The organism is Pseudomonas sp. A-RE-22 (assembly GCF_019956035.1).
Taxonomy (GTDB): domain Bacteria; phylum Pseudomonadota; class Gammaproteobacteria; order Pseudomonadales; family Pseudomonadaceae; genus Aquipseudomonas; species Aquipseudomonas brassicacearum.
In genome coordinates, this window is record NZ_JAHBCZ010000017.1 from 25,285 (window position 1) to 42,607 (window position 17,323).

The 17,323-nt window shown below is 61.6% G+C and carries 20 protein-coding genes, 1 pseudogene and 1 riboswitch; of the genes and pseudogenes, 9 read left to right on the plus strand and 12 right to left on the minus strand.

Annotated elements, in window-relative coordinates; genetic code table 11:
- Nucleotides 1–111 precede the first annotated feature (111 nt).
- Together KGA89_RS10545 and KGA89_RS10550 are read left to right on the plus strand one after the other, a co-directional pair.
- Nucleotides 112–1,026, plus strand: a complete 915-nt coding sequence (locus KGA89_RS10545) for a glycosyltransferase family 2 protein (protein WP_223471491.1) — start codon at nt 112–114, stop codon at nt 1,024–1,026.
- A complete protein-coding gene (locus KGA89_RS10550) occupies nt 1,023–1,640 on the plus strand; it encodes a CatB-related O-acetyltransferase (RefSeq protein ID WP_223471492.1) in 618 nt (205 codons plus the stop codon). Before KGA89_RS10545 ends, KGA89_RS10550 begins: the two co-directional genes overlap by 4 nt.
- 45 nt (nt 1,641–1,685) lie before the next feature.
- Here the strand turns inward: KGA89_RS10550 and KGA89_RS10555 are convergent, their stop codons facing one another.
- Nucleotides 1,686–2,315: a LysE family translocator gene (locus KGA89_RS10555; protein ID WP_223471493.1), complete on the minus strand. Its 630-nt coding sequence runs from the start codon at nt 2,313–2,315 to the stop codon at nt 1,686–1,688.
- Nucleotides 2,316–2,459: 144 nt separating this feature from the next.
- On the opposite strand from KGA89_RS10555, the gene KGA89_RS10560 reads away from it, so the two are divergent.
- The 3 genes from KGA89_RS10560 (at nt 2,460) to KGA89_RS10570 (ending at nt 5,302) form a co-directional block, all read left to right on the plus strand.
- Nucleotides 2,460–3,425, plus strand: a complete 966-nt coding sequence (locus tag KGA89_RS10560) for a 2-hydroxyacid dehydrogenase (RefSeq protein ID WP_223471494.1) — start codon at nt 2,460–2,462, stop codon at nt 3,423–3,425.
- Nucleotides 3,426–3,458: 33 nt separating this feature from the next.
- A complete protein-coding gene (locus KGA89_RS10565; RefSeq protein WP_223471495.1) occupies nt 3,459–4,457 on the plus strand; it encodes a class I SAM-dependent methyltransferase in 999 nt (332 codons plus the stop codon).
- Between the two features lie 50 nt (nt 4,458–4,507).
- Nucleotides 4,508–4,628, plus strand: a riboswitch (yybP-ykoY riboswitch).
- 89 nt (nt 4,629–4,717) lie between these two features.
- Complete coding sequence (locus KGA89_RS10570; protein WP_003197879.1) at nt 4,718–5,302, plus strand: TMEM165/GDT1 family protein; 585 nt, start codon at nt 4,718–4,720, stop codon at nt 5,300–5,302.
- A gap of 126 nt (nt 5,303–5,428) precedes the next feature.
- On the opposite strand, the gene KGA89_RS10575 is transcribed toward KGA89_RS10570, so the two are convergent.
- Nucleotides 5,429–6,244 carry a M48 family metallopeptidase gene (locus tag KGA89_RS10575; protein WP_003197877.1) on the minus strand — a complete coding sequence of 272 codons (816 nt, stop codon included), beginning with the start codon at nt 6,242–6,244 and terminating at the stop codon, nt 5,429–5,431.
- A 127-nt stretch (nt 6,245–6,371) separates the two neighbouring features.
- Between KGA89_RS10575 and KGA89_RS10580 the strand changes: the two genes are divergently transcribed.
- Nucleotides 6,372–6,638: a hypothetical protein gene (locus KGA89_RS10580; RefSeq protein WP_223471496.1), complete on the plus strand. Its 267-nt coding sequence runs from the start codon at nt 6,372–6,374 to the stop codon at nt 6,636–6,638.
- Nucleotides 6,581–7,255: pseudogene (locus tag KGA89_RS10585) on the plus strand (methyl-accepting chemotaxis protein); the annotation flags it as partial. The gene KGA89_RS10580 and the pseudogene KGA89_RS10585, both read left to right, overlap by 58 nt.
- Before the next feature lie 184 nt (nt 7,256–7,439).
- Here the strand turns inward: KGA89_RS10585 and hisC are convergent.
- From hisC to KGA89_RS10635, 10 genes are all read right to left on the minus strand, one after another.
- Nucleotides 7,440–8,492 carry a histidinol-phosphate transaminase gene (gene hisC / locus KGA89_RS10590; protein WP_003197873.1) on the minus strand — a complete coding sequence of 351 codons (1,053 nt, stop codon included), beginning with the start codon at nt 8,490–8,492 and terminating at the stop codon, nt 7,440–7,442.
- Nucleotide 8,493: 1 nt separating this feature from the next.
- Nucleotides 8,494–9,846, minus strand: a complete 1,353-nt coding sequence (hisD, locus tag KGA89_RS10595) for a histidinol dehydrogenase (RefSeq protein ID WP_223471497.1) — start codon at nt 9,844–9,846, stop codon at nt 8,494–8,496.
- Nucleotides 9,847–9,969: 123 nt separating this feature from the next.
- Entirely contained in the window at nt 9,970–10,605 is a 636-nt protein-coding gene (gene hisG / locus KGA89_RS10600; RefSeq protein WP_223471498.1) for an ATP phosphoribosyltransferase, read from the minus strand.
- A gap of 242 nt (nt 10,606–10,847) precedes the next feature.
- Nucleotides 10,848–12,113 carry a UDP-N-acetylglucosamine 1-carboxyvinyltransferase gene (gene murA, locus KGA89_RS10605; protein ID WP_018614024.1) on the minus strand — a complete coding sequence of 422 codons (1,266 nt, stop codon included), beginning with the start codon at nt 12,111–12,113 and terminating at the stop codon, nt 10,848–10,850.
- 22 nt (nt 12,114–12,135) lie between these two features.
- A complete protein-coding gene (locus KGA89_RS10610; RefSeq protein ID WP_003197866.1) occupies nt 12,136–12,375 on the minus strand; it encodes a BolA family protein in 240 nt (79 codons plus the stop codon).
- 115 nt (nt 12,376–12,490) lie between these two features.
- Complete coding sequence (locus KGA89_RS10615; RefSeq protein ID WP_003197864.1) at nt 12,491–12,796, minus strand: lipid asymmetry maintenance protein MlaB; 306 nt, start codon at nt 12,794–12,796, stop codon at nt 12,491–12,493.
- Between the two features lie 8 nt (nt 12,797–12,804).
- A complete protein-coding gene (locus KGA89_RS10620; protein ID WP_003197862.1) occupies nt 12,805–13,458 on the minus strand; it encodes a phospholipid-binding protein MlaC in 654 nt (217 codons plus the stop codon).
- Nucleotides 13,459–13,469: 11 nt separating this feature from the next.
- Complete coding sequence (gene mlaD, locus KGA89_RS10625; protein WP_003178020.1) at nt 13,470–13,937, minus strand: outer membrane lipid asymmetry maintenance protein MlaD; 468 nt, start codon at nt 13,935–13,937, stop codon at nt 13,470–13,472.
- Entirely contained in the window at nt 13,937–14,734 is a 798-nt protein-coding gene (mlaE, locus tag KGA89_RS10630) for a lipid asymmetry maintenance ABC transporter permease subunit MlaE (protein WP_046063856.1), read from the minus strand. The genes mlaD and mlaE overlap by 1 nt, the downstream gene beginning before the upstream one ends.
- Nucleotides 14,734–15,543 carry an ATP-binding cassette domain-containing protein gene (locus tag KGA89_RS10635; protein WP_003197859.1) on the minus strand — a complete coding sequence of 270 codons (810 nt, stop codon included), beginning with the start codon at nt 15,541–15,543 and terminating at the stop codon, nt 14,734–14,736. Before KGA89_RS10635 ends, mlaE begins: the two co-directional genes overlap by 1 nt.
- 274 nt (nt 15,544–15,817) lie before the next feature.
- On the opposite strand from KGA89_RS10635, the gene KGA89_RS10640 reads away from it, so the two are divergent.
- Both KGA89_RS10640 and KGA89_RS10645 read left to right on the plus strand, forming a co-directional pair.
- Entirely contained in the window at nt 15,818–16,792 is a 975-nt protein-coding gene (locus KGA89_RS10640; protein WP_038858725.1) for a KpsF/GutQ family sugar-phosphate isomerase, read from the plus strand.
- Nucleotides 16,793–17,317, plus strand: a complete 525-nt coding sequence (locus KGA89_RS10645; RefSeq protein WP_014336638.1) for a KdsC family phosphatase — start codon at nt 16,793–16,795, stop codon at nt 17,315–17,317.
- The last annotated feature ends 6 nt before the right edge of the window (nt 17,318–17,323 follow it).

A 17,323-nucleotide genomic window follows, 5' to 3' on the forward strand; every position in this document is an offset into this window, starting at 1 on the left:
TTGTCAGATCGGGATCCAACAGCGAGCATAGGTATCACGCTAGTTACAAAAGCCAGTGGGAAAAATGCCCTGGCAGGTTTCCAGCATGCCACCACTTTTGGGCAGAGAATAATGAACAACGAACCGGCCTCTTCCCAGGCCACCGAGCCTCAGGGTGCGCCGCTTGTGTCGATCGTGGCCCCTTGCTACAACGCCGGGAAATACCTGGAAGAAGCGATCCACAGCATCTTTGCCCAGGATTACCGGCACCTTGAGGTCATCGTGGTGGACGACGGCTCCACCGACAACAGCCTCGCCATGCTCCGGCAGTTGCAGCAAACCTACGATTTCCAGCTCTACTCTCAGGAGAACCAGGGCGTCAGTGCGGCACTCAACCACGGGCTGAAGCATGCCAAGGGCACTTATGTAGCAACCCCGGACCTTGACGATGTGATGTTGCCCCACTCGATCCGGGTCCGTGCCCAATACCTGGACGAGCATCCGCAGGTGGGCTTCGTCGGCGCGCTGGTCATCTATATGGACAGCGAAGGCCGGACTATCAAGGAGCAACGGCGCGATCACATCCAGGTGTATACCTTCGATGATCTGCTGCGCGACGCCACGGTCATCGGCGCACCCACGGCCCTGTATCGCATGAGCACCCTGCAGCACGCCGGTTTTTATGATCCGTTGCTGCGGGTCCAGGATTTCCAGATCACCCTGCGGATCGCCCGCCTGGGCTATGAAATCCATGAATTACCGATCAGCGTCACGCGCTATCGACGCCACCCCAATAACCTATCAAGGAAATACCGCTTGATGCTCAAGTCGGACTTGCAGGCCATCGAGCCCTATCGGGACCACCCCGCCTACGAGTTGGCCCGCACGGTGCTGGTGCACAAAGCGCTGAAGTACGCCGTAGTCGAGGACCGGAAAGAAGCCTGGCAACTGTTGCGCAGCATCCCGTGGCGTCACTGGAACAAGACCAGTTTCAAGCGCCTCAAGCGACTGGTCTTGCAATTGCCGATGACAAGGTTCCGATCATGAAGTTCTTGCAGAAACTCAAGGAACGAAAGGAGCGAAAGCACCTCAAGCGCCTGGAGAAACTCGAAAGGGCGCCGGAAAAAATCCGTCTGCGCTATCCGAAATACCAGGTCGGGGTGGGCACTTATGGCATTCCCGAGGTGATTGAGTTCGGCAATGACACGACGCTCAGGATAGGCTCTTACACGTCGATCGCCCAAGGGGTGAAGATCCTTTTAGGCGGTGGACATCGTACCGACTGGGTCAGCACGTTTCCATTTCCATTGATGATCGACGAAGCCCGGGACATTCCCGACAGCAATCCGACCAAGGGCGACGTGGTGATTGGCAGCGACTGCTGGATCTGCGCTGAAGCAATGATCCTGTCGGGCGTGACCATCGGCCATGGTGCCGTGGTCGCGGCCGGAGCGGTAGTGACACGCGATGTCGAGCCTTATGCCATGGTGGGTGGCAACCCGTGCCGGTTCATTCGCTGGCGCTTCGAGGAACCCGTGCGTCAGGCCCTGCTTGAGTCGGCCTGGTGGGAGTGGCCGATGGCGGAAGTCAAGGCGGTGTCGCCACTGCTATGCAATGACAACATCGACGCCTTCATGGATTACGTCCGCCAACGGCATTGATCGCTCCACATTCGCGTGGGTGCGATCGCAGGAAAGGCGAAACGGTCAATGCGCCTCGGTAAACGCCAGCTTCACCCCAATGGCGATAAGCACCGCACCCATGGTCCGGTCGAACCAGTGGCCCATGCGCGCAAAACCGGCGCGCACCCGTTGCTGGCTGAACAGCAGCGCCACCAGGCAGAACCAGGCAGCCGTCGCAACCGCCAGGTACACGCCGTAACCGGCCTGGACAGCCAGTGGTGTGTGTGGGTTGATCACCACGGTGAACAGCGACAGGAAAAACAGCGTCGCCTTGGGATTCAGGCCATTAGTGACGAAGCCCGAGGTGAACGCGCCGCGAGGGGTACGCTCACCGACTTCCTTGTGCAGGTTGTCCTCGGTGGGCTTGGCCGGTTGCGCCCGCAGAGCCTTGAAGCCGATGTACAGCAGGTACGCGGCGGCGGCCCACTTCAGCGCGTTGAACAGCACGATCGATTGCGACACGATCAGGCCGATGCCCAACAACGAATAGCCCACGTGCAGGAAAATCGCCGTGCCGACGCCCAGCGCCGTCCAGGTCCCGGCGCGCCGGCCATGGGTCACGCTTTCGCGCACCACCACGGCAAAATCCGGCCCGGGGCTGGCAACGGCCAGCAGGTGGATCAGGGCGACGGTGAGGAATTCGGTGAGGTACATGGTGAAGCTCCTTGGCTAACGCAATCTCGAAACAAACATCAACGGTGTAGTGAGGGGGCTGTGTGGGAGCAAAGCTTGCTTCCACAGACATCTGATAGGCTCGCCACATTACGCCTTCGGTTCTTCACATAAAAGGTACAGCTGATGACGAACACCGCCCGCGCAGTCTTCCTCGACCACCCTTCCCTGGACCTCGGCGATCTGGACCTGGGCCCGCTGCGCAACTGCTTCAGCGACCTGCAACTGTTCGCCCGGACCACCCCGAACCAGGTCATCGAGCGGCTCAAGGGCGCCACCGTGGCGATCACCAACAAAATCGTGATCGATGCACAGGCCATGGCGGCCAGCCCCGAACTGAAGCTGATCCTGATCAGCGCCACCGGCACCAACAATGTCGATCTGGCCGCCGCCCGCAGCCATGGCATCACCGTGTGCAATTGCCAGGGCTACGGCACACCGTCGGTGGCCCAGCACACGATCATGCTATTGCTGAACCTGGCGACGCGCCTGGCCGATTATCAAAAAGCGGTGGGTGAAGGTCGCTGGCAGCAGGCTTCACAGTTCTGCCTATTGGACTATCCGATTGTCGAACTGGAAGGCAAGACCCTGGGTTTGCTGGGCCATGGCGAATTGGGCAGTGCCGTCGGGCAGCTGGCCGAAGCCTTTGGCATGCGTGTGCTGCTGGGGCAGATCCCCGGGCGCCCGGCCCGCCCCGACCGCTTGCCGCTGGAACAGTTGTTGCCGCAAGTCGATGCGTTGACCCTGCACTGCCCGCTCAACGAGCACACCCGGAACTTCATCGGCGCCCGCGAACTGGCGCAGCTCAAGCCCGGTGCATTCGTGGTCAACACTGCCCGTGGCGGCCTGATTGACGAACAGGCCCTGGCCGAAGCCCTGCGCAGCGGTCACTTGGGGGGCGCCGCCACCGACGTGCTCAGCGTGGAGCCGCCGGCCCAAGGCAACCCGCTGCTGGCCGGCGATATTCCACGGTTGATCGTCACGCCACATAACGCCTGGGGCAGCCGCGAGGCGCGGCAACGGATCGTCGGGCAAATGAGCGAAAACGCCCAAGGCTTTTTCAGCGGTACAGCGCGGCGTGTCGTCAGTTGATAAACTGCCGCACTTTTTTTCAAGGAGCAGACCATGGATCCGCGCAGTGAAGTACTGCTTCGTCAGGCCGAGTTATTCCAGGGCTCGGTGTTGTTGGCCGGCCTGCCCGCCGATGACCTGCTCGGCCGTTTGCCCGAGGCCCATGGCTGGTGCTGGCATGCTGGAGATCAGGCAGCGCTGGAGGCTCGCTTCCCCGAGCGCAGCCACTTTGGCGTGAACGTACCCGAGCGTGGGTTCGACACAGCCGTGGTGTTCCTGCCCAAGGCCAAGGACCTGACCGACTACATCCTCAATGCCGTGGCGGCGCGCCTGGCCGGTCGCGAGGTGTACCTGGTGGGGGAAAAACGCAGCGGCATCGAAGGCGCGTCCAAACAGCTCAACCCGTTCGGCAAGCCACGCAAGCTCGACAGCGCGCGGCATTGCCAACTGTGGCAGGTCACCGTCGCCAACGCGCCCGAGGCCACGCCACTGGAAAGCCTGGCCCAGACCTACGAATTACCCCTGGCCGAAGGCCCGTTGAAGGTCATCAGCCTGCCGGGGGTGTTCAGCCACGGTCGCCTGGACCGCGGCAGTGCGCTGCTGTTGGAACACCTGGATAAACTGCCCAGCGGGCATTTGCTGGACTTCGGCTGCGGTGCCGGGGTGCTGGGGGCGGCGGTCAAGCGGCGCTATCCGCACAACACCGTCACCCTGTTGGACGTGGACGCATTTGCCGCCGCCAGCAGTCGCCTGACCCTGGCCGCCAACGGCCTGGAGGCCGACGTGCTGACCGGTGACGGCATCGACGCCGCACCGATGGGCTTGAGCGCGATCCTGAGCAACCCACCGTTCCATGTCGGCGTGCATACCGATTACCACGCCACGGAAAACCTGCTGCGAAAAGCAGCCAAACATCTGAAAAACGGCGGCGAACTGCGGCTTGTTGCCAATAGCTTCCTCAAATACCAGCCACTGATCGAGGAGCATCTGGGCGTCTGCGCCATCAAGGCCGAAGGCCAGGGCTTTCGCATCTATCGGGCCAAGCGCGGTTGAAATCTTTTAGGCAACAGCACTTGCTCAATCGGATTTGCCTAGGCAGAATCCGCTCCGTCCTAGGGGAGTAGTCTCCCGCGAGCGCCATGCTCGCCCGGCATACGTCAACATACTTGGTCAGCAGACCATGGCGTATGCGGCCCAAGCGTCCACGCAGATGGTCGCTGGGTTTGACAAGACCTATGACACGCACACCTTACCCGGGGCGGGAAGGCTGTACGTGTCATAGCCGTGTCGACCCGCCCCTTTAGGAATTCCTGATGCTGGACTCACTCCTCGTACCTACTGCTATCGTTGCGCTGGCCGAAATCGGCGACAAGACGCAATTGCTCGCGCTTATACTGGCCGCTCGCTTTCGAAAACCCTGGCCGATCATCGCCGGCATCATTGCCGCAACACTCGCCAACCACGCCGCCGCCGGGGCGGTAGGGGCCTGGGTCAGCGGATTTTTCTCCAATGCGGTGTTGCACTGGATACTGGCGGCAAGCTTCACGGCCACGGCGCTGTGGACCCTGGTCCCGGACAAACTGGACGATGAGGAAGCAAACACGGCCCGCAAGTTCGGACCGTTCCTGACCACGCTGATTGCGTTCTTCCTGGCGGAAATCGGCGACAAGACGCAGATCGCCACAGTAATGCTCGCCGCGCAATACCCGGAGTTGTGGTTGGTAATCATCGGCACCACCGTGGGCATGTTGATTGCCAACGTGCCGGTGGTCCTGGCGGGCAATTTCGCCGCCGAGAAGCTGCCCCTGACCCTGATCCGTCGCCTGGCCGCCTCGGCATTCTTCGTCCTGGCGATCGTGGCGGTGTACAAGGCGATGCAGAGTAGTGGGTGGGTTTGACCCTGTGTCACACCTTGGGCAGAGGATAACCGTGGGAGCATAGCTTGCTCGCGATAAACGATGACGCGGTCCGATTGACGTCTGCGTCGCCCCTGTCGCGAGCAAGCTTTGCTCCCACAACGATGCTTACTTCTTGGCCTGCTGATAAAGCGGCATCACCTTCGGAATCGCCGCCTGCAACGAAGCGATACGGCTGCTCGAGGACGGGTGGGTGCTCATGAACTCCGGCGGTGCGCCTTCCGAGGCCTTGGCCATCTTGTTCCACAAGGTGATCGCCGCGTTCGGGTCGTAGCCGGCGCGGGCGGCCAGTTCGAGGCCGATCAGGTCGGCTTCGTTCTCGTTGCCGCGGCTGTTGGGCAAGGTCATGCCGTAGTTGGCGACGGTGTCGGCCAACGCCAGGCTGTCCTGGCCCAGGCCGAACAAGGCGCCAGCGCCCTGCTTGGCCATCTCGATGCCATAGGCCTTGGACATCGCTTCGCGCCCGTGCTCGCGCAGGGCGTGGGCGATTTCGTGGCCCATGATCGCGGCGATTTCAGCGTCGGTCAGCTTCAACTGGTCGATCAGGCCGGTGTAGAACATGATCTTGCCGCCAGGACCGCAATTGGCGTTGAGCTCATCGCTCTTGATCAGGTTCACTTCCCAGTTCCACTGCGCCGAATCCGGGCGGAACACAGGTGCCTGGGCGATCAAGCGGTCGGCAATGACCTGGATGCGCTTGGCATCGTTACTGGTCTTGTCCAGCGCGCCCTGGGCTTTCGCCTCACCCATGGTTTTCTGGTAGGACTGGGCGTACATCTGATTGACCTCATCGGTCGACAGCATGCTGAACATGTACTGCTTGCGTTCCACGCCCACGGCTCCGCCGCTGGTGGTATTGACCGACTGGCAACCGGTGAGCAGCAGAGCCGCGCTCAGAGCACTCACCATCAATGTCTTGTTCATGTAAAAGAAGCTCCCTGGAAACGTGGGCGTATCCTAGGCCTTGATTTGTATCGGCGCCAGATACAGAACGAGGGATTACAGATTTTTCGGACAGACCCTACACAGTTCATTTGCGACACCCACGCACATGCTCGCCTCGTTCATCGAACCGATCATGATCGATGGCAAGTTCCAGGGCATCGTCGGCGCCGACCTGTCAGTGAACTTCATCCAGGACATGCTCGTGGCCGCCGATGGCAAGTTGTACGACGGCGAAGTGCGCTATGACATCGACGAAGAACACGGGCATATCGAGGTGTACATGCCATTCGGCATCGGCGAGACCAACGCCCGCTGGGTGTGCACAAGCAGATGTCGGAGATCGATCAGGTCGCCACTGCCGTGCACGAAATGACCGCCACCGCCCAGGACGTGGCCCGCAACGCGACCCAAGCCGCCCAGGCCGCCAGCCATGCAGACCAGGCTGCCAGCCAGGGCATGCAGATCGTGCGGGACACCGCCACCTCCATCGCTGCCCTGACCGTGGAAATCGGCAAGGCGGTGGGCGTGGTGCAGACCCTGGCCAAGGACAGCGAGAACATCAACGCGATCCTCACCGCCATCCGCGGGATCGCCGAGCAGACCAACCTGCTGGCCCTCAACGCCGCCATCGAAGCCGCCCGGGCCGGTGAACAGGGCCGTGGTTTCGCGGTAGTCGCCGATGAAGTGCGCAACCTGGCGCAAAAGACGCAGCAGGCGACCGAAGAAATCCAGACGATGGTCCAACAATTGCAACAAGGCACTCGGGATGTGGTGCGGGTGATGGAGGACAGCCAGAACCGTACCGACGAAAGCGTGCAGCATGCGGCGAAAGCGGCCCAGGCCCTGGAAACGATCACCCAGGCCGTGTCGGTGATCAACGACATGAACACCCAGATCGCCAGCGGCGCCGACGAGTCCAGCGCGGCCAGCGCCGGGTTGACCAAACTGGCGGAGCAGCAGCGGCGGTTGATCAATCAGTTCAGGGTCTGATCCAAAGGCCCCATCGCGAGCAAGCTCGCTCCCACAGGGGATGGGCGGTGGCATGCCGATTTGTGAACGCAGCAGAACAACTGTGGGAGCAAAGCTTGCTCGCGATGGCGTCGTCACGGACAACAAAACCGCTATCGCGAGCAAGCTTTGCTCCCACAGACTCCCACAGGTTCAATACAGGGGTTTAGAGTTCGCCGAGGGCTTCTACCAGCGCTTGGTTCTGCTCCGGTGTGCCGATGCTGATCCGCAGGAACTGGGCAATCCGCTCCTGTTTGAAGTGCCGCACGATCACCCCCTGCTCCCGCAGTTTCGCCGCCAACCCTGCCGCATCGTGCCGGGGGTGGCGGGCGAAGATGAAGTTGGCCGCCGAGGGCAGCACTTCAAAGCCCTTGGCTTGCAGTTGGGCCACGACCCATTCACGGTGCTCGATGACCAACTGGCAGGTCCGGTCGAAATGCTCGCGGTCGTCGAACGCCGCCGCGCCGCCGACATTCGCCAGGCGATCCAGCGGATAGGAGTTGAAGCTGTTCTTGATCCGCTCCAGCGCTTCGATCAGGTCCGGATGGCCCACCGCCAGGCCCACGCGCAGCCCCGCCAGGGAGCGGGACTTGGACAGGGTCTGGGTCACCAGCAGGTTCGGATAGCGATCCACCAGGCTGATGGCCGTCTCGCCGCCGAAGTCGATATAGGCCTCGTCGACCACCACCACCGAATCCGGGCTGGCCTTGAGGATCTGCTCGACCGCTTCCAGCGCCAGCAGGCAGCCGGTCGGCGCGTTCGGGTTGGGGAAAATGATCCCGCCATTGGGTTTGGCGTAGTCTGCCGGGTCGATCCGGAATTGCTCATCCAGCGGCACCGCATCGAACTGGATGCCGTACAGTCCGCAATACACGGGATAGAAGCTGTAGCTGATGTCCGGGAACAACAGCGGCTGGTCGTGCTGCAACAGGCCGTGAAAAATGTGCGCCAGCACTTCATCCGAGCCATTACCCAGGAACACCTGGTTGCTCTGCACGCCGTAATATCGGGCCACGGCGCCTTTCAGCAGGTCACTGTTGGGATCCGGGTACAGGCGCAGGTTGTCGTTCAACTCGGTCTGCATGGCCGCCAAGGCCTTGGGCGATGGGCCGTAGGGGTTCTCGTTGGTATTGAGCTTGACCAGCCGGGTCAGCTTCGGCTGTTCACCCGGCACGTAGGGCACCAGGTTCTTGACGAACGGGCTCCAGAATTTACTCATTTCAGTTCCCCTGCCGTTCAACGGATGGCTCGTCAATGGATGGCTCATCAAGAATGCGGTACTCGGCACTGCGCGCGTGGGCGCTCAGCGATTCGCCACGGGCCAGCACCGAAGCGGTCTTGCCCAGTTCGGATGCACCCTGCTCGGAGCAGAAGATGATCGACGAACGTTTCTGGAAGTCATACACCCCCAGCGGCGACGAGAAGCGCGCGGTGCCGGAAGTCGGCAGCACGTGGTTGGGGCCTGCGCAGTAGTCACCCAGGGCCTCACTGGTGTGGCGTCCCATGAAGATCGCACCGGCGTGACGGATCTGCGGCAACCAGGCCTGCGGGTCGGCGACCGACAATTCCAGGTGTTCCGGCGCGATACGGTTGGCGACTTCGATGGCCTGCTCCATGTCGCGGACCTTGATCAGCGCGCCACGGCCATTGATCGACGTATTGATGATCTCGGCGCGGTCCATGGTCGGCAGCAGCTTGTCGATGCTGGCGGCGACCTTGTCGAGGAACTCGGCGTCCGGGCTGACCAGGATCGCCTGGGCGTCTTCGTCGTGCTCGGCCTGGGAAAACAGGTCCATGGCGATCCAGTCCGGGTCGGTCTGGCCGTCGCACACCACGAGGATTTCCGAAGGGCCGGCGATCATGTCGATGCCGACCTGGCCAAACACGTGGCGCTTGGCGGTGGCGACATAGATGTTGCCCGGCCCGACCACCTTGTCGACCCGCGGCACGCTTTCGGTGCCATAGGCCAGCGCAGCCACGGCCTGGGCACCGCCGATGGTGAACACCCGGTCCACACCGGCGATGCAGGCGGCGGCCAGCACCAGTTCGTTGATTTCACCGCGCGGGGTCGGGACGACCATGACCACTTCGGTCACGCCGGCGACCTTGGCCGGGATGGCGTTCATCAGCACCGAGGACGGATAGGACGCCTTGCCGCCCGGCACGTACAGGCCGGCGCGGTCCAGCGGCGTGACCTTCTGTCCCAGCACCGTGCCGTCGGCTTCGGTGTAGCTCCAGGAGTCCTGTTTCTGCCTTTCGTGATAGTCGCGCACCCGGGACGCGGCCTTTTCCAAGGCTTCGCGCTGGGGCACGGTGATCCGGGTCAGGGCCAGTTCCAGGCGCTCGCGCGGCAGGATCAGGTCGGCCATGGACGCCACTTGCAGGCCGTCGAACTTCTGGGTGAATTCCACCAGGGCAGCATCGCCACGCTCGCGCACAGCCTTGATGATGTCCAGCACCCGCTGATTGACCGAGTCGTCAGACACGCTTTCCCAGCTCAGCAGATGATCCAGATGATGTGCGAAATCCGGGTCGGCAGCGTTGAGTCGGCGAATCGAAGTGGGAGCGGTCATAGCGAGGGCCTCATTAATGGCAAATGCTCAGGCGCCCTAAGCTACCAGTCCATTCGCGTGGGCACCTGAGAAAATTGGCTATGACACGGATAGACGGGCGCGACTCAAGGTCGCGCAGGTGAATCAGCCGCGGTGTCGCGATTCCACTGCCTTGCGCAGGGTATCGATCAGAGCCTGGATACGGGCGTGCTGCATTTTCATCGAAGCCTTGTTGACGATCAGCCGGGAGGTGATGTCGGCGATGAAATCCTGGGGTTCCAGGCCATTGGCCCGCAGGGTGTTGCCGGTGTCGACCACGTCGATGATCTTGTCCGCCAGGCCGATCAGCGGCGCCAGCTCCATCGAACCGTACAACTTGATGATATCGACCTGACGGCCCTGCTCGGCGTAATAACGCTTGGCAATATTGACGAACTTGGTCGCCACGCGCAAACGCCCCTTGGGCTCCGGCGCGCCAACTCTACCAGCGGTCATCAGCTTGCAGCGGGCGATCTGCAGGTCCAGGGGCTCGTACAGGCCCTGGCCGCCGTATTCCATCAGAACGTCCTTGCCGGCAACGCCCAGGTCGGCGGCGCCATGTTCCACGTAGGTCGGCACATCGGTGGCACGCACGATCAGCAAGCGCACGTCGGCCTGGGTCGTGGGGATGATCAGCTTGCGGCTTTTGTCCGGATTCTCGGTCGGCACGATGCCCGCTTCAGCCAGAAGCGGCAGGGTGTCGTCAAGGATGCGGCCCTTGGACAGTGCGATGGTCAACATGGGAAACGTCAGTCCTTATCAAGGTACTCATGCCCGGTCGCAAGCGGCGCCGGACACACATCGAGGGTGCAAACACCCTCGATGTGAAACAAAATCAACGGACACATCCTTGTGCCCACGGAAAGTGCCTGCGCGACGATCATACTGCGTGAAAACAGGCTCGGAATGCTCATTGACAATCAGTCAACTCCGCTTCCTCGCCTGTTTTCGCCTTGCCTGATCGCCGCGCAGTCACTTTCCAATTAGCCCGGTACGCGGCGGATCTTGGCGCCGAGCATCTGCAGTTTTTCTTCGATGCACTCATAGCCACGGTCGATGTGGTAGATGCGATCGATCAGGGTATCGCCTTCGGCAACCAGGGCCGAGATGACCAGGCTGGCCGAGGCCCGCAGGTCGGTGGCCATCACTGGCGCGCCCTTGAGCTTCTCGGTGCCGGTAACAATGGCCGTGTTGCCTTCGACCTGGATCTTGGCGCCCATGCGGTGCAGTTCGTAGACGTGCATGAAACGGTTTTCGAAGATCGTCTCGATCACAGCGCCCGTGCCTTCGGCAATGGCGTTGAGGGAGATGAACTGCGCCTGCATGTCGGTCGGGAACGCCGGGTACGGAGCGGTCCGCACGTTGACGGCTTTTGGCCGCTTGCCGTGCATGTTCACTTCGATCCAGTCTTCGCCGCAGGTGACTTCGGCACCGGCTTCCTTGAGTTTCTCCAGGACGGCTTCAAGGATGGTCGGATCGGTATCCTTGACCTTGACGCGACCACCGGTGACCGCAGCGGCCACCAGGTAGGTGCCGGTTTCGATCCGGTCCGGCATCACTTTGTAGGTGGCCGAATGCAGGCGCTCGACGCCATCGATGGTGATGGTATCGGTGCCAGCGCCGCTGATCTTGGCGCCCATGGCGATCAGAAAGTTCGCCAGGTCGACCACTTCAGGCTCGCGCGCGGCGTTTTGCAGCACGCTGCGGCCCTTGGCCAGTGCGGCGGCCATCATGATGTTCTCGGTGCCGGTCACGCTGACGGTATCGAAGAAGAAGTGCGCGCCGCGCAAACCGCCCTCCGGCGCCTTGGCCTTGATGTAGCCGCCTTCGACGTCGATCACCGCGCCCATGGCTTCCAGGCCGCGGATGTGCAGGTCCACCGGACGCGAGCCAATGGCGCAACCGCCAGGCAAGGCGACTTCGGCTTCACCGAAACGGGCGACCATCGGACCCAGTACCAGGATCGACGCACGCATGGTCTTCACCAGTTCGTACGGGGCGATCAAGGTCTTGATGGTGCGTGGGTCGATTTCGACGCTGAGCTTCTCGTCGATCACAGGCTCAATGCCCATGCGGCCGAACAGCTCGATCATCGTGGTGATGTCGTGCAGGTGCGGCAGGTTGGCCACGGTCACCGGGCCATCGCACAGCAGGGTCGCGGCGAGGATCGGCAGGGCGGAGTTCTTTGCCCCGGAAATACGGATTTCGCCATCAAGACGAACGCCGCCGGTAATAATCAGTTTATCCATAAGAATCTCGAGGCCCTTGGGCTCAGGTGCGCTCGGCCCAGGCCGCGCGGCTGAAAAATTTCATCGTGACCGCGTGGATGCTGCCATCGGCGATCCATGGGTTCAAATGGGCATAGATGCTCTGCTGACGCTTCACTGGGCTCAACGTCGCCAGTTCATCGCTGATCACGTTCAACTGGAAGTTGCAGCCTTCGCCTTCAACTTCCACCTGCGTACCAGGCAGCTTTCCTTCTAGGAAGCTCTTCACTTCTACAGCCTGCATGCTCAACCTCAATCGGCGCCCTGTGCGCGCGGGTCGCACATCATACAAAAAAGCCCCGCGCCTGCGAACCCCGCGAAGCAGGACTCTGACGGGGGGACTTTTCCAACAATGTGGGTCAGGGGTGCGCCAACAACTCGGTCAGTTCGCTGACCTGGGCTATTTCGCGCATGTCTTCGGGCATCCCACGGATGCTCCACGTTTTGCCGGCAGCCTTGGCGTCCCGCATGAAGCACAGCAGCAGCGACAGGCCGACGCTGCTGGACTTCTGCACCGCCGAGCAGTCAATGACCACCTCGGCGGCACTGACGGACTTGATCAGTGCCTGGCCCTCCTTGCGCAGGGCCGGGCCGGTGCGGTAATCCAGCACGCCGCTGAGCATCAGCACGCCAGCCTCACCCAGACGAACGGCGGACTCACTCACCGACTCGATCATTGTGCCTGCTTCTCTTTGGCATCTTCGGCCACTTCCTTGGCCTTGGCGACCTCACCGGCCCAACCGTTGATGGTCTTGTCCAGGTCGTTGCCATTGCGCTGCATCGCGTCGGCGAACTGATCACGGAACAGCTTGCCGATGTTGATGCCATTGATGATCACGTTGCGCACCTTCCACTCGTCGTTGATTTTCTCGAGTGTGTAGGACACAGGATAGATCGCGCCGTTGTTGCCTTTGACCTGCATGTCGACGCTGGTGCGGGTGCCGCTTTCGTCCTTGGCCGGCGAAACGGTGATGCCCTGGTTGTTGTATTCAAGCAAGGCGTTGCCATAGAACTGCATCAGGCTGCGCTTGAAGTTCTCCTGGAACCGGGTCATCTGCGCCGGGCTGGCCTTGCGCGAGTACTTGACGGTCATGATGCTCTTGGAGATACCATCGGCGTCCACCACGGGGCCGACAATGCCGTTCAGTGCGTCATAGAACGCGCTGGGGTCCTGCTTGTATTTCTCTTTGTTGGCGGAAAGGTCCGCCAACAGCCGGGTCGTCGTGTCCTGGATGATGTCATGGGCCGAAGGCGCAGCCACGGCGTTAGCCATCAACGGCAGCGCGGCGAGCAGCACCAACAAGCCACGTCGCAAGATAGAGATCATTCAAAAGCTCCTCATTTGGCGTCTTTGCTAACGGTATTGAGCAGGAATTTACCGATCAGGTCCTCGAGCACCAGGGATGATTGCGTGTCGTGGATAACGCCACCGTCCTTGAGCACGGTATCTTCCCCACCCACGCTGATGCCAATGTACTTCTCACCCAGCAGCCCAGCCGTGAGGATAGATGCAGTGGAATCAGTCGGCAGGTTATCCACGCGTTTTTCCAACTGCAGCGTCACCCGACCGGTGAAATCCTCGCGATTCAGATCGATTGCCGTGACCTTGCCGATGGTGACACCGGCCATGGTCACTTTGGCTCTGACCGTCAAACCGGCGATATTGTCAAAGTTTGCATAAAGTTTATAAGTATCGGTGCTTGCCGTCGGCGCCAGCCCACTGACCCGCAGGGCCAGCAGCAGCAAAGCCAGGATGCCAGCCAGCAAGAAAAGGCCGACACCGATTTCCAGGGTGCGGTTTTGCATCAGAAATCTCCAAACATCAAGGCGGTCAGAATAAAGTCAAGGCCCAGGACCGCCAGCGAGGCGTACACCACGGTCTTGGTTGTGGCACGGCTGATCCCCTCTGACGTGGGCTCACAGTCATAGCCTTGAAACACGGCGATCCAGGTCACGACGAAAGCGAATACGGCACTTTTGATCACGCCATTGAGGACATCGTCGAGGAAGTCGACGCTGTTTTGCATGTTCGACCAGTAGGAACCTTCATAGACGCCCAGCCAGTCTACCGCCACCCACGAGCCGCCCCAGATCCCCACGACGCTGAAAATCATCGCCAGCACCGGCAGGGAAATGAAACCGGCCCACAAGCGCGGGGCGATGATGTACTTGAGCGGGTCGACACCGATCATTTCCAGGCTGGACAACTGCTCGGTGGACTTCATGTTACCGATTTCGGCGGTCAGCGCCGAACCCGCACGCCCCGCGAACAGCAGCGCCGTTACCACGGGACCGAGCTCACGCAGCAGCGTCAACGCAACCATCTGCCCGACCGCCTGCTCCGAGCCATAGCTGGACAAAATGCTGAAGCCTTGCAGCGCCAGGACCATGCCGATGAAGATCCCGGAGACCACGATGATCACCAGGGACATCACGCCCACCGAGTGCAACTGCTTGACCAGCAGGCCGAAACCACCGCCGGTGGAGTTGCGACCGAGCAAGGCGTGCATCAGGAACAGCGAGGAACGGCCCAGTACCGCCACCACATCGATGCCGGAACGGCCGAACAGGCGAATTCTTTCCAATAGTGATTTCTTGCGCATCAGCGCTTCCCCAGCAGATCGGTACGGTAATCCGTGGCCGGAAAATGGAACGCCACCGGCCCGTCCGGATCACCCTTCATGAATTGGCGGATGCGCGGATTGTCCGAATCCGCCAGTTCCTGGGGCGTGCCCTGCCCCAGCACCTGGCTATCGCCAACCACATAGATGTAGTCGGCAATGCTCGCGGTTTCGGCCAGGTCGTGGGAGACCACGATGCTGGTGATGCCCAGCGCATCGTTGAGCAGGCGGATCAGGCGCACGAGCACGCCCATGGCGATCGGGTCCTGGCCGACGAAGGGCTCGTCGTACATGAGGATCTTCGGATCGAGGGCAATCGCCCGCGCCAACGCGACCCGGCGCTTCATGCCGCCGGACAGCTCGTCGGGCATCAGGTCGAGGGCGCCCCGCAGCCCAACGGCCTGCAACTTGAGCAGGACGATGTCGCGGATCATCTCTTCCGGCAGCTCGGTATGGACCCGCAGCGGGAACGCCACGTTCTCGAACACATCGAGATCGGTAAACAGCGCACCACTCTGGAACAGCACACCCATGTGCTTGCGCGCATCGAACAGGTCACTGCGAGACAACTCGGGAAGGTTCTGACCATTGACCCAGACTTCGCCGGCGCTGGGGCGCAATTGTGCCCCGATCAGCCGCAGCAGCGTGGTCTTGCCACACCCGGAAGGCCCCATGATGCCGGTGACCTTGCCGCGCGGAATGCGAATATCGATGTCATTGAAAATGCTGCGCGTCCCTCGCTTGAAGGACAGTCCCTTCAGCTCGACCGCGTAGGCGTTGTCGGCACTCATCTAAACTCCTTGCGATGCAGCCTCACATTCGAATGCCCAGGGCAGCCGACAAGCGCCGGTACCGCCGGGCACACGAACCGGCGGCGAACTATATCACTGCAACAGCCAAGCGCCCAAGGCCAACGCCCCGCCTGTTAAGCCTGGTTTAAGGTAAAAAGCCACATTTTATGTCGAACCTTGCGGCCCCTCGAACAAAGCATGACGAACTTACGTGAGGGAATTGTTCATTGCCGCTATAATCGCCGCCTTTTCATCGGGCTATACGATTTCTGACATGAGCCAATCCAGCGACCTGATTCAATCGGCACAACGTACCATCCGCCTCGAGCTCGAAGCCGTGCAAGGCTTGCTGCCCCATATCGACGCTGATTTCGTACGCGCCTGCGAGATGATTCTGGCCAGCAAAGGCCGCGTGGTCGTGGTCGGCATGGGCAAGTCCGGGCACATCGGCAACAAGATCGCAGCCACCCTCGCCAGCACCGGCACCACGGCCTTTTTTGTCCATCCGGCCGAAGCCAGCCACGGGGACATGGGCATGATCACCCGGGACGACGTCATCCTGGCCCTGTCCAACTCCGGCTCCACCAATGAGATCATCACGCTGCTGCCGCTGATCAAGCGCTTGGGCATCCAGTTGATCAGCATGACCGGCAACCCGGACTCGCCGCTGGCCAAGGCTGCCGAAGTGAACCTCAATGTTCATGTCGAACACGAAGCCTGCCCGCTGAACCTGGCACCGACCTCCTCCACCACCGCTGCCCTGGTCATGGGCGACGCCCTGGCCGTGGCGCTGCTGGAAGCCCGGGGCTTCACCGCGGAAGATTTCGCCTTTTCCCATCCCGGTGGCGCCCTCGGCCGTCGCCTGCTGCTGAAAGTCGAAAACGTAATGCACGCTGGCCAGGAGTTGCCACAAGTGCTGCGCGGCACGCTGCTCAAGGACGCGCTCATGGAAATGACCCGCAAGGGGCTGGGCATGACGGTGGTCCTGGAGGTCGACGGCAAGCTCGCCGGGATCTTCACCGACGGCGATCTGCGCCGCACCCTGGACCGCACCATCGACATCCACAGTGCCACCATCGAGCAAGTCATGACGCCCCACGGCAAGACCGCCCGCGCCGAGATGCTCGCCGCCGAGGCCCTGAAAATCATGGAAGACCACAAGATCAGCGCCCTGGTGGTCGTCGACGACGAAGACCGTCCGGTGGGCGCCCTGAACATGCACGATCTGCTGCGTGCGGGAGTCATGTAAATGAACACAGACCTGTTGCAACGTGGCCAAGCCATCAAGCTGGCGGTTTTCGACGTGGACGGCGTGCTGACCGACGGTCGCCTGTACTTCCTCGAAGACGGCAGCGAGTTCAAGACGTTCAACACCCTCGACGGCCAAGGCATCAAGATGTTGATGGCCGCCGGCGTGCAGACCGCTATCATCAGCGGCCGCAAGACCCCGGTGGTCGAGCGGCGCGCGAAGAACCTCGGCATCCCGCACCTTTACCAGGGGCGCGAAGACAAACTGGTGGTGCTGGACGAGCTTCTCGGTCAACTCAACCTAAGCTATGAACAGGTGGCCTACCTCGGTGACGACTTGCCAGACCTGCCGGTGATTCGCCGGGTCGGCCTGGGCATGGCAGTCGCCAACGCGGCCAGTTTCGTCCGCGAGCATGCCCACGGCGTCACCACGGCGCGAGGCGGCGAAGGTGCGGCCCGCGAATTCTGTGAACTGATCCTGCGCGCCCAGGGCCGCCTCGAAGCGGCCAACGCCGCGTACCTGTGAGCCATT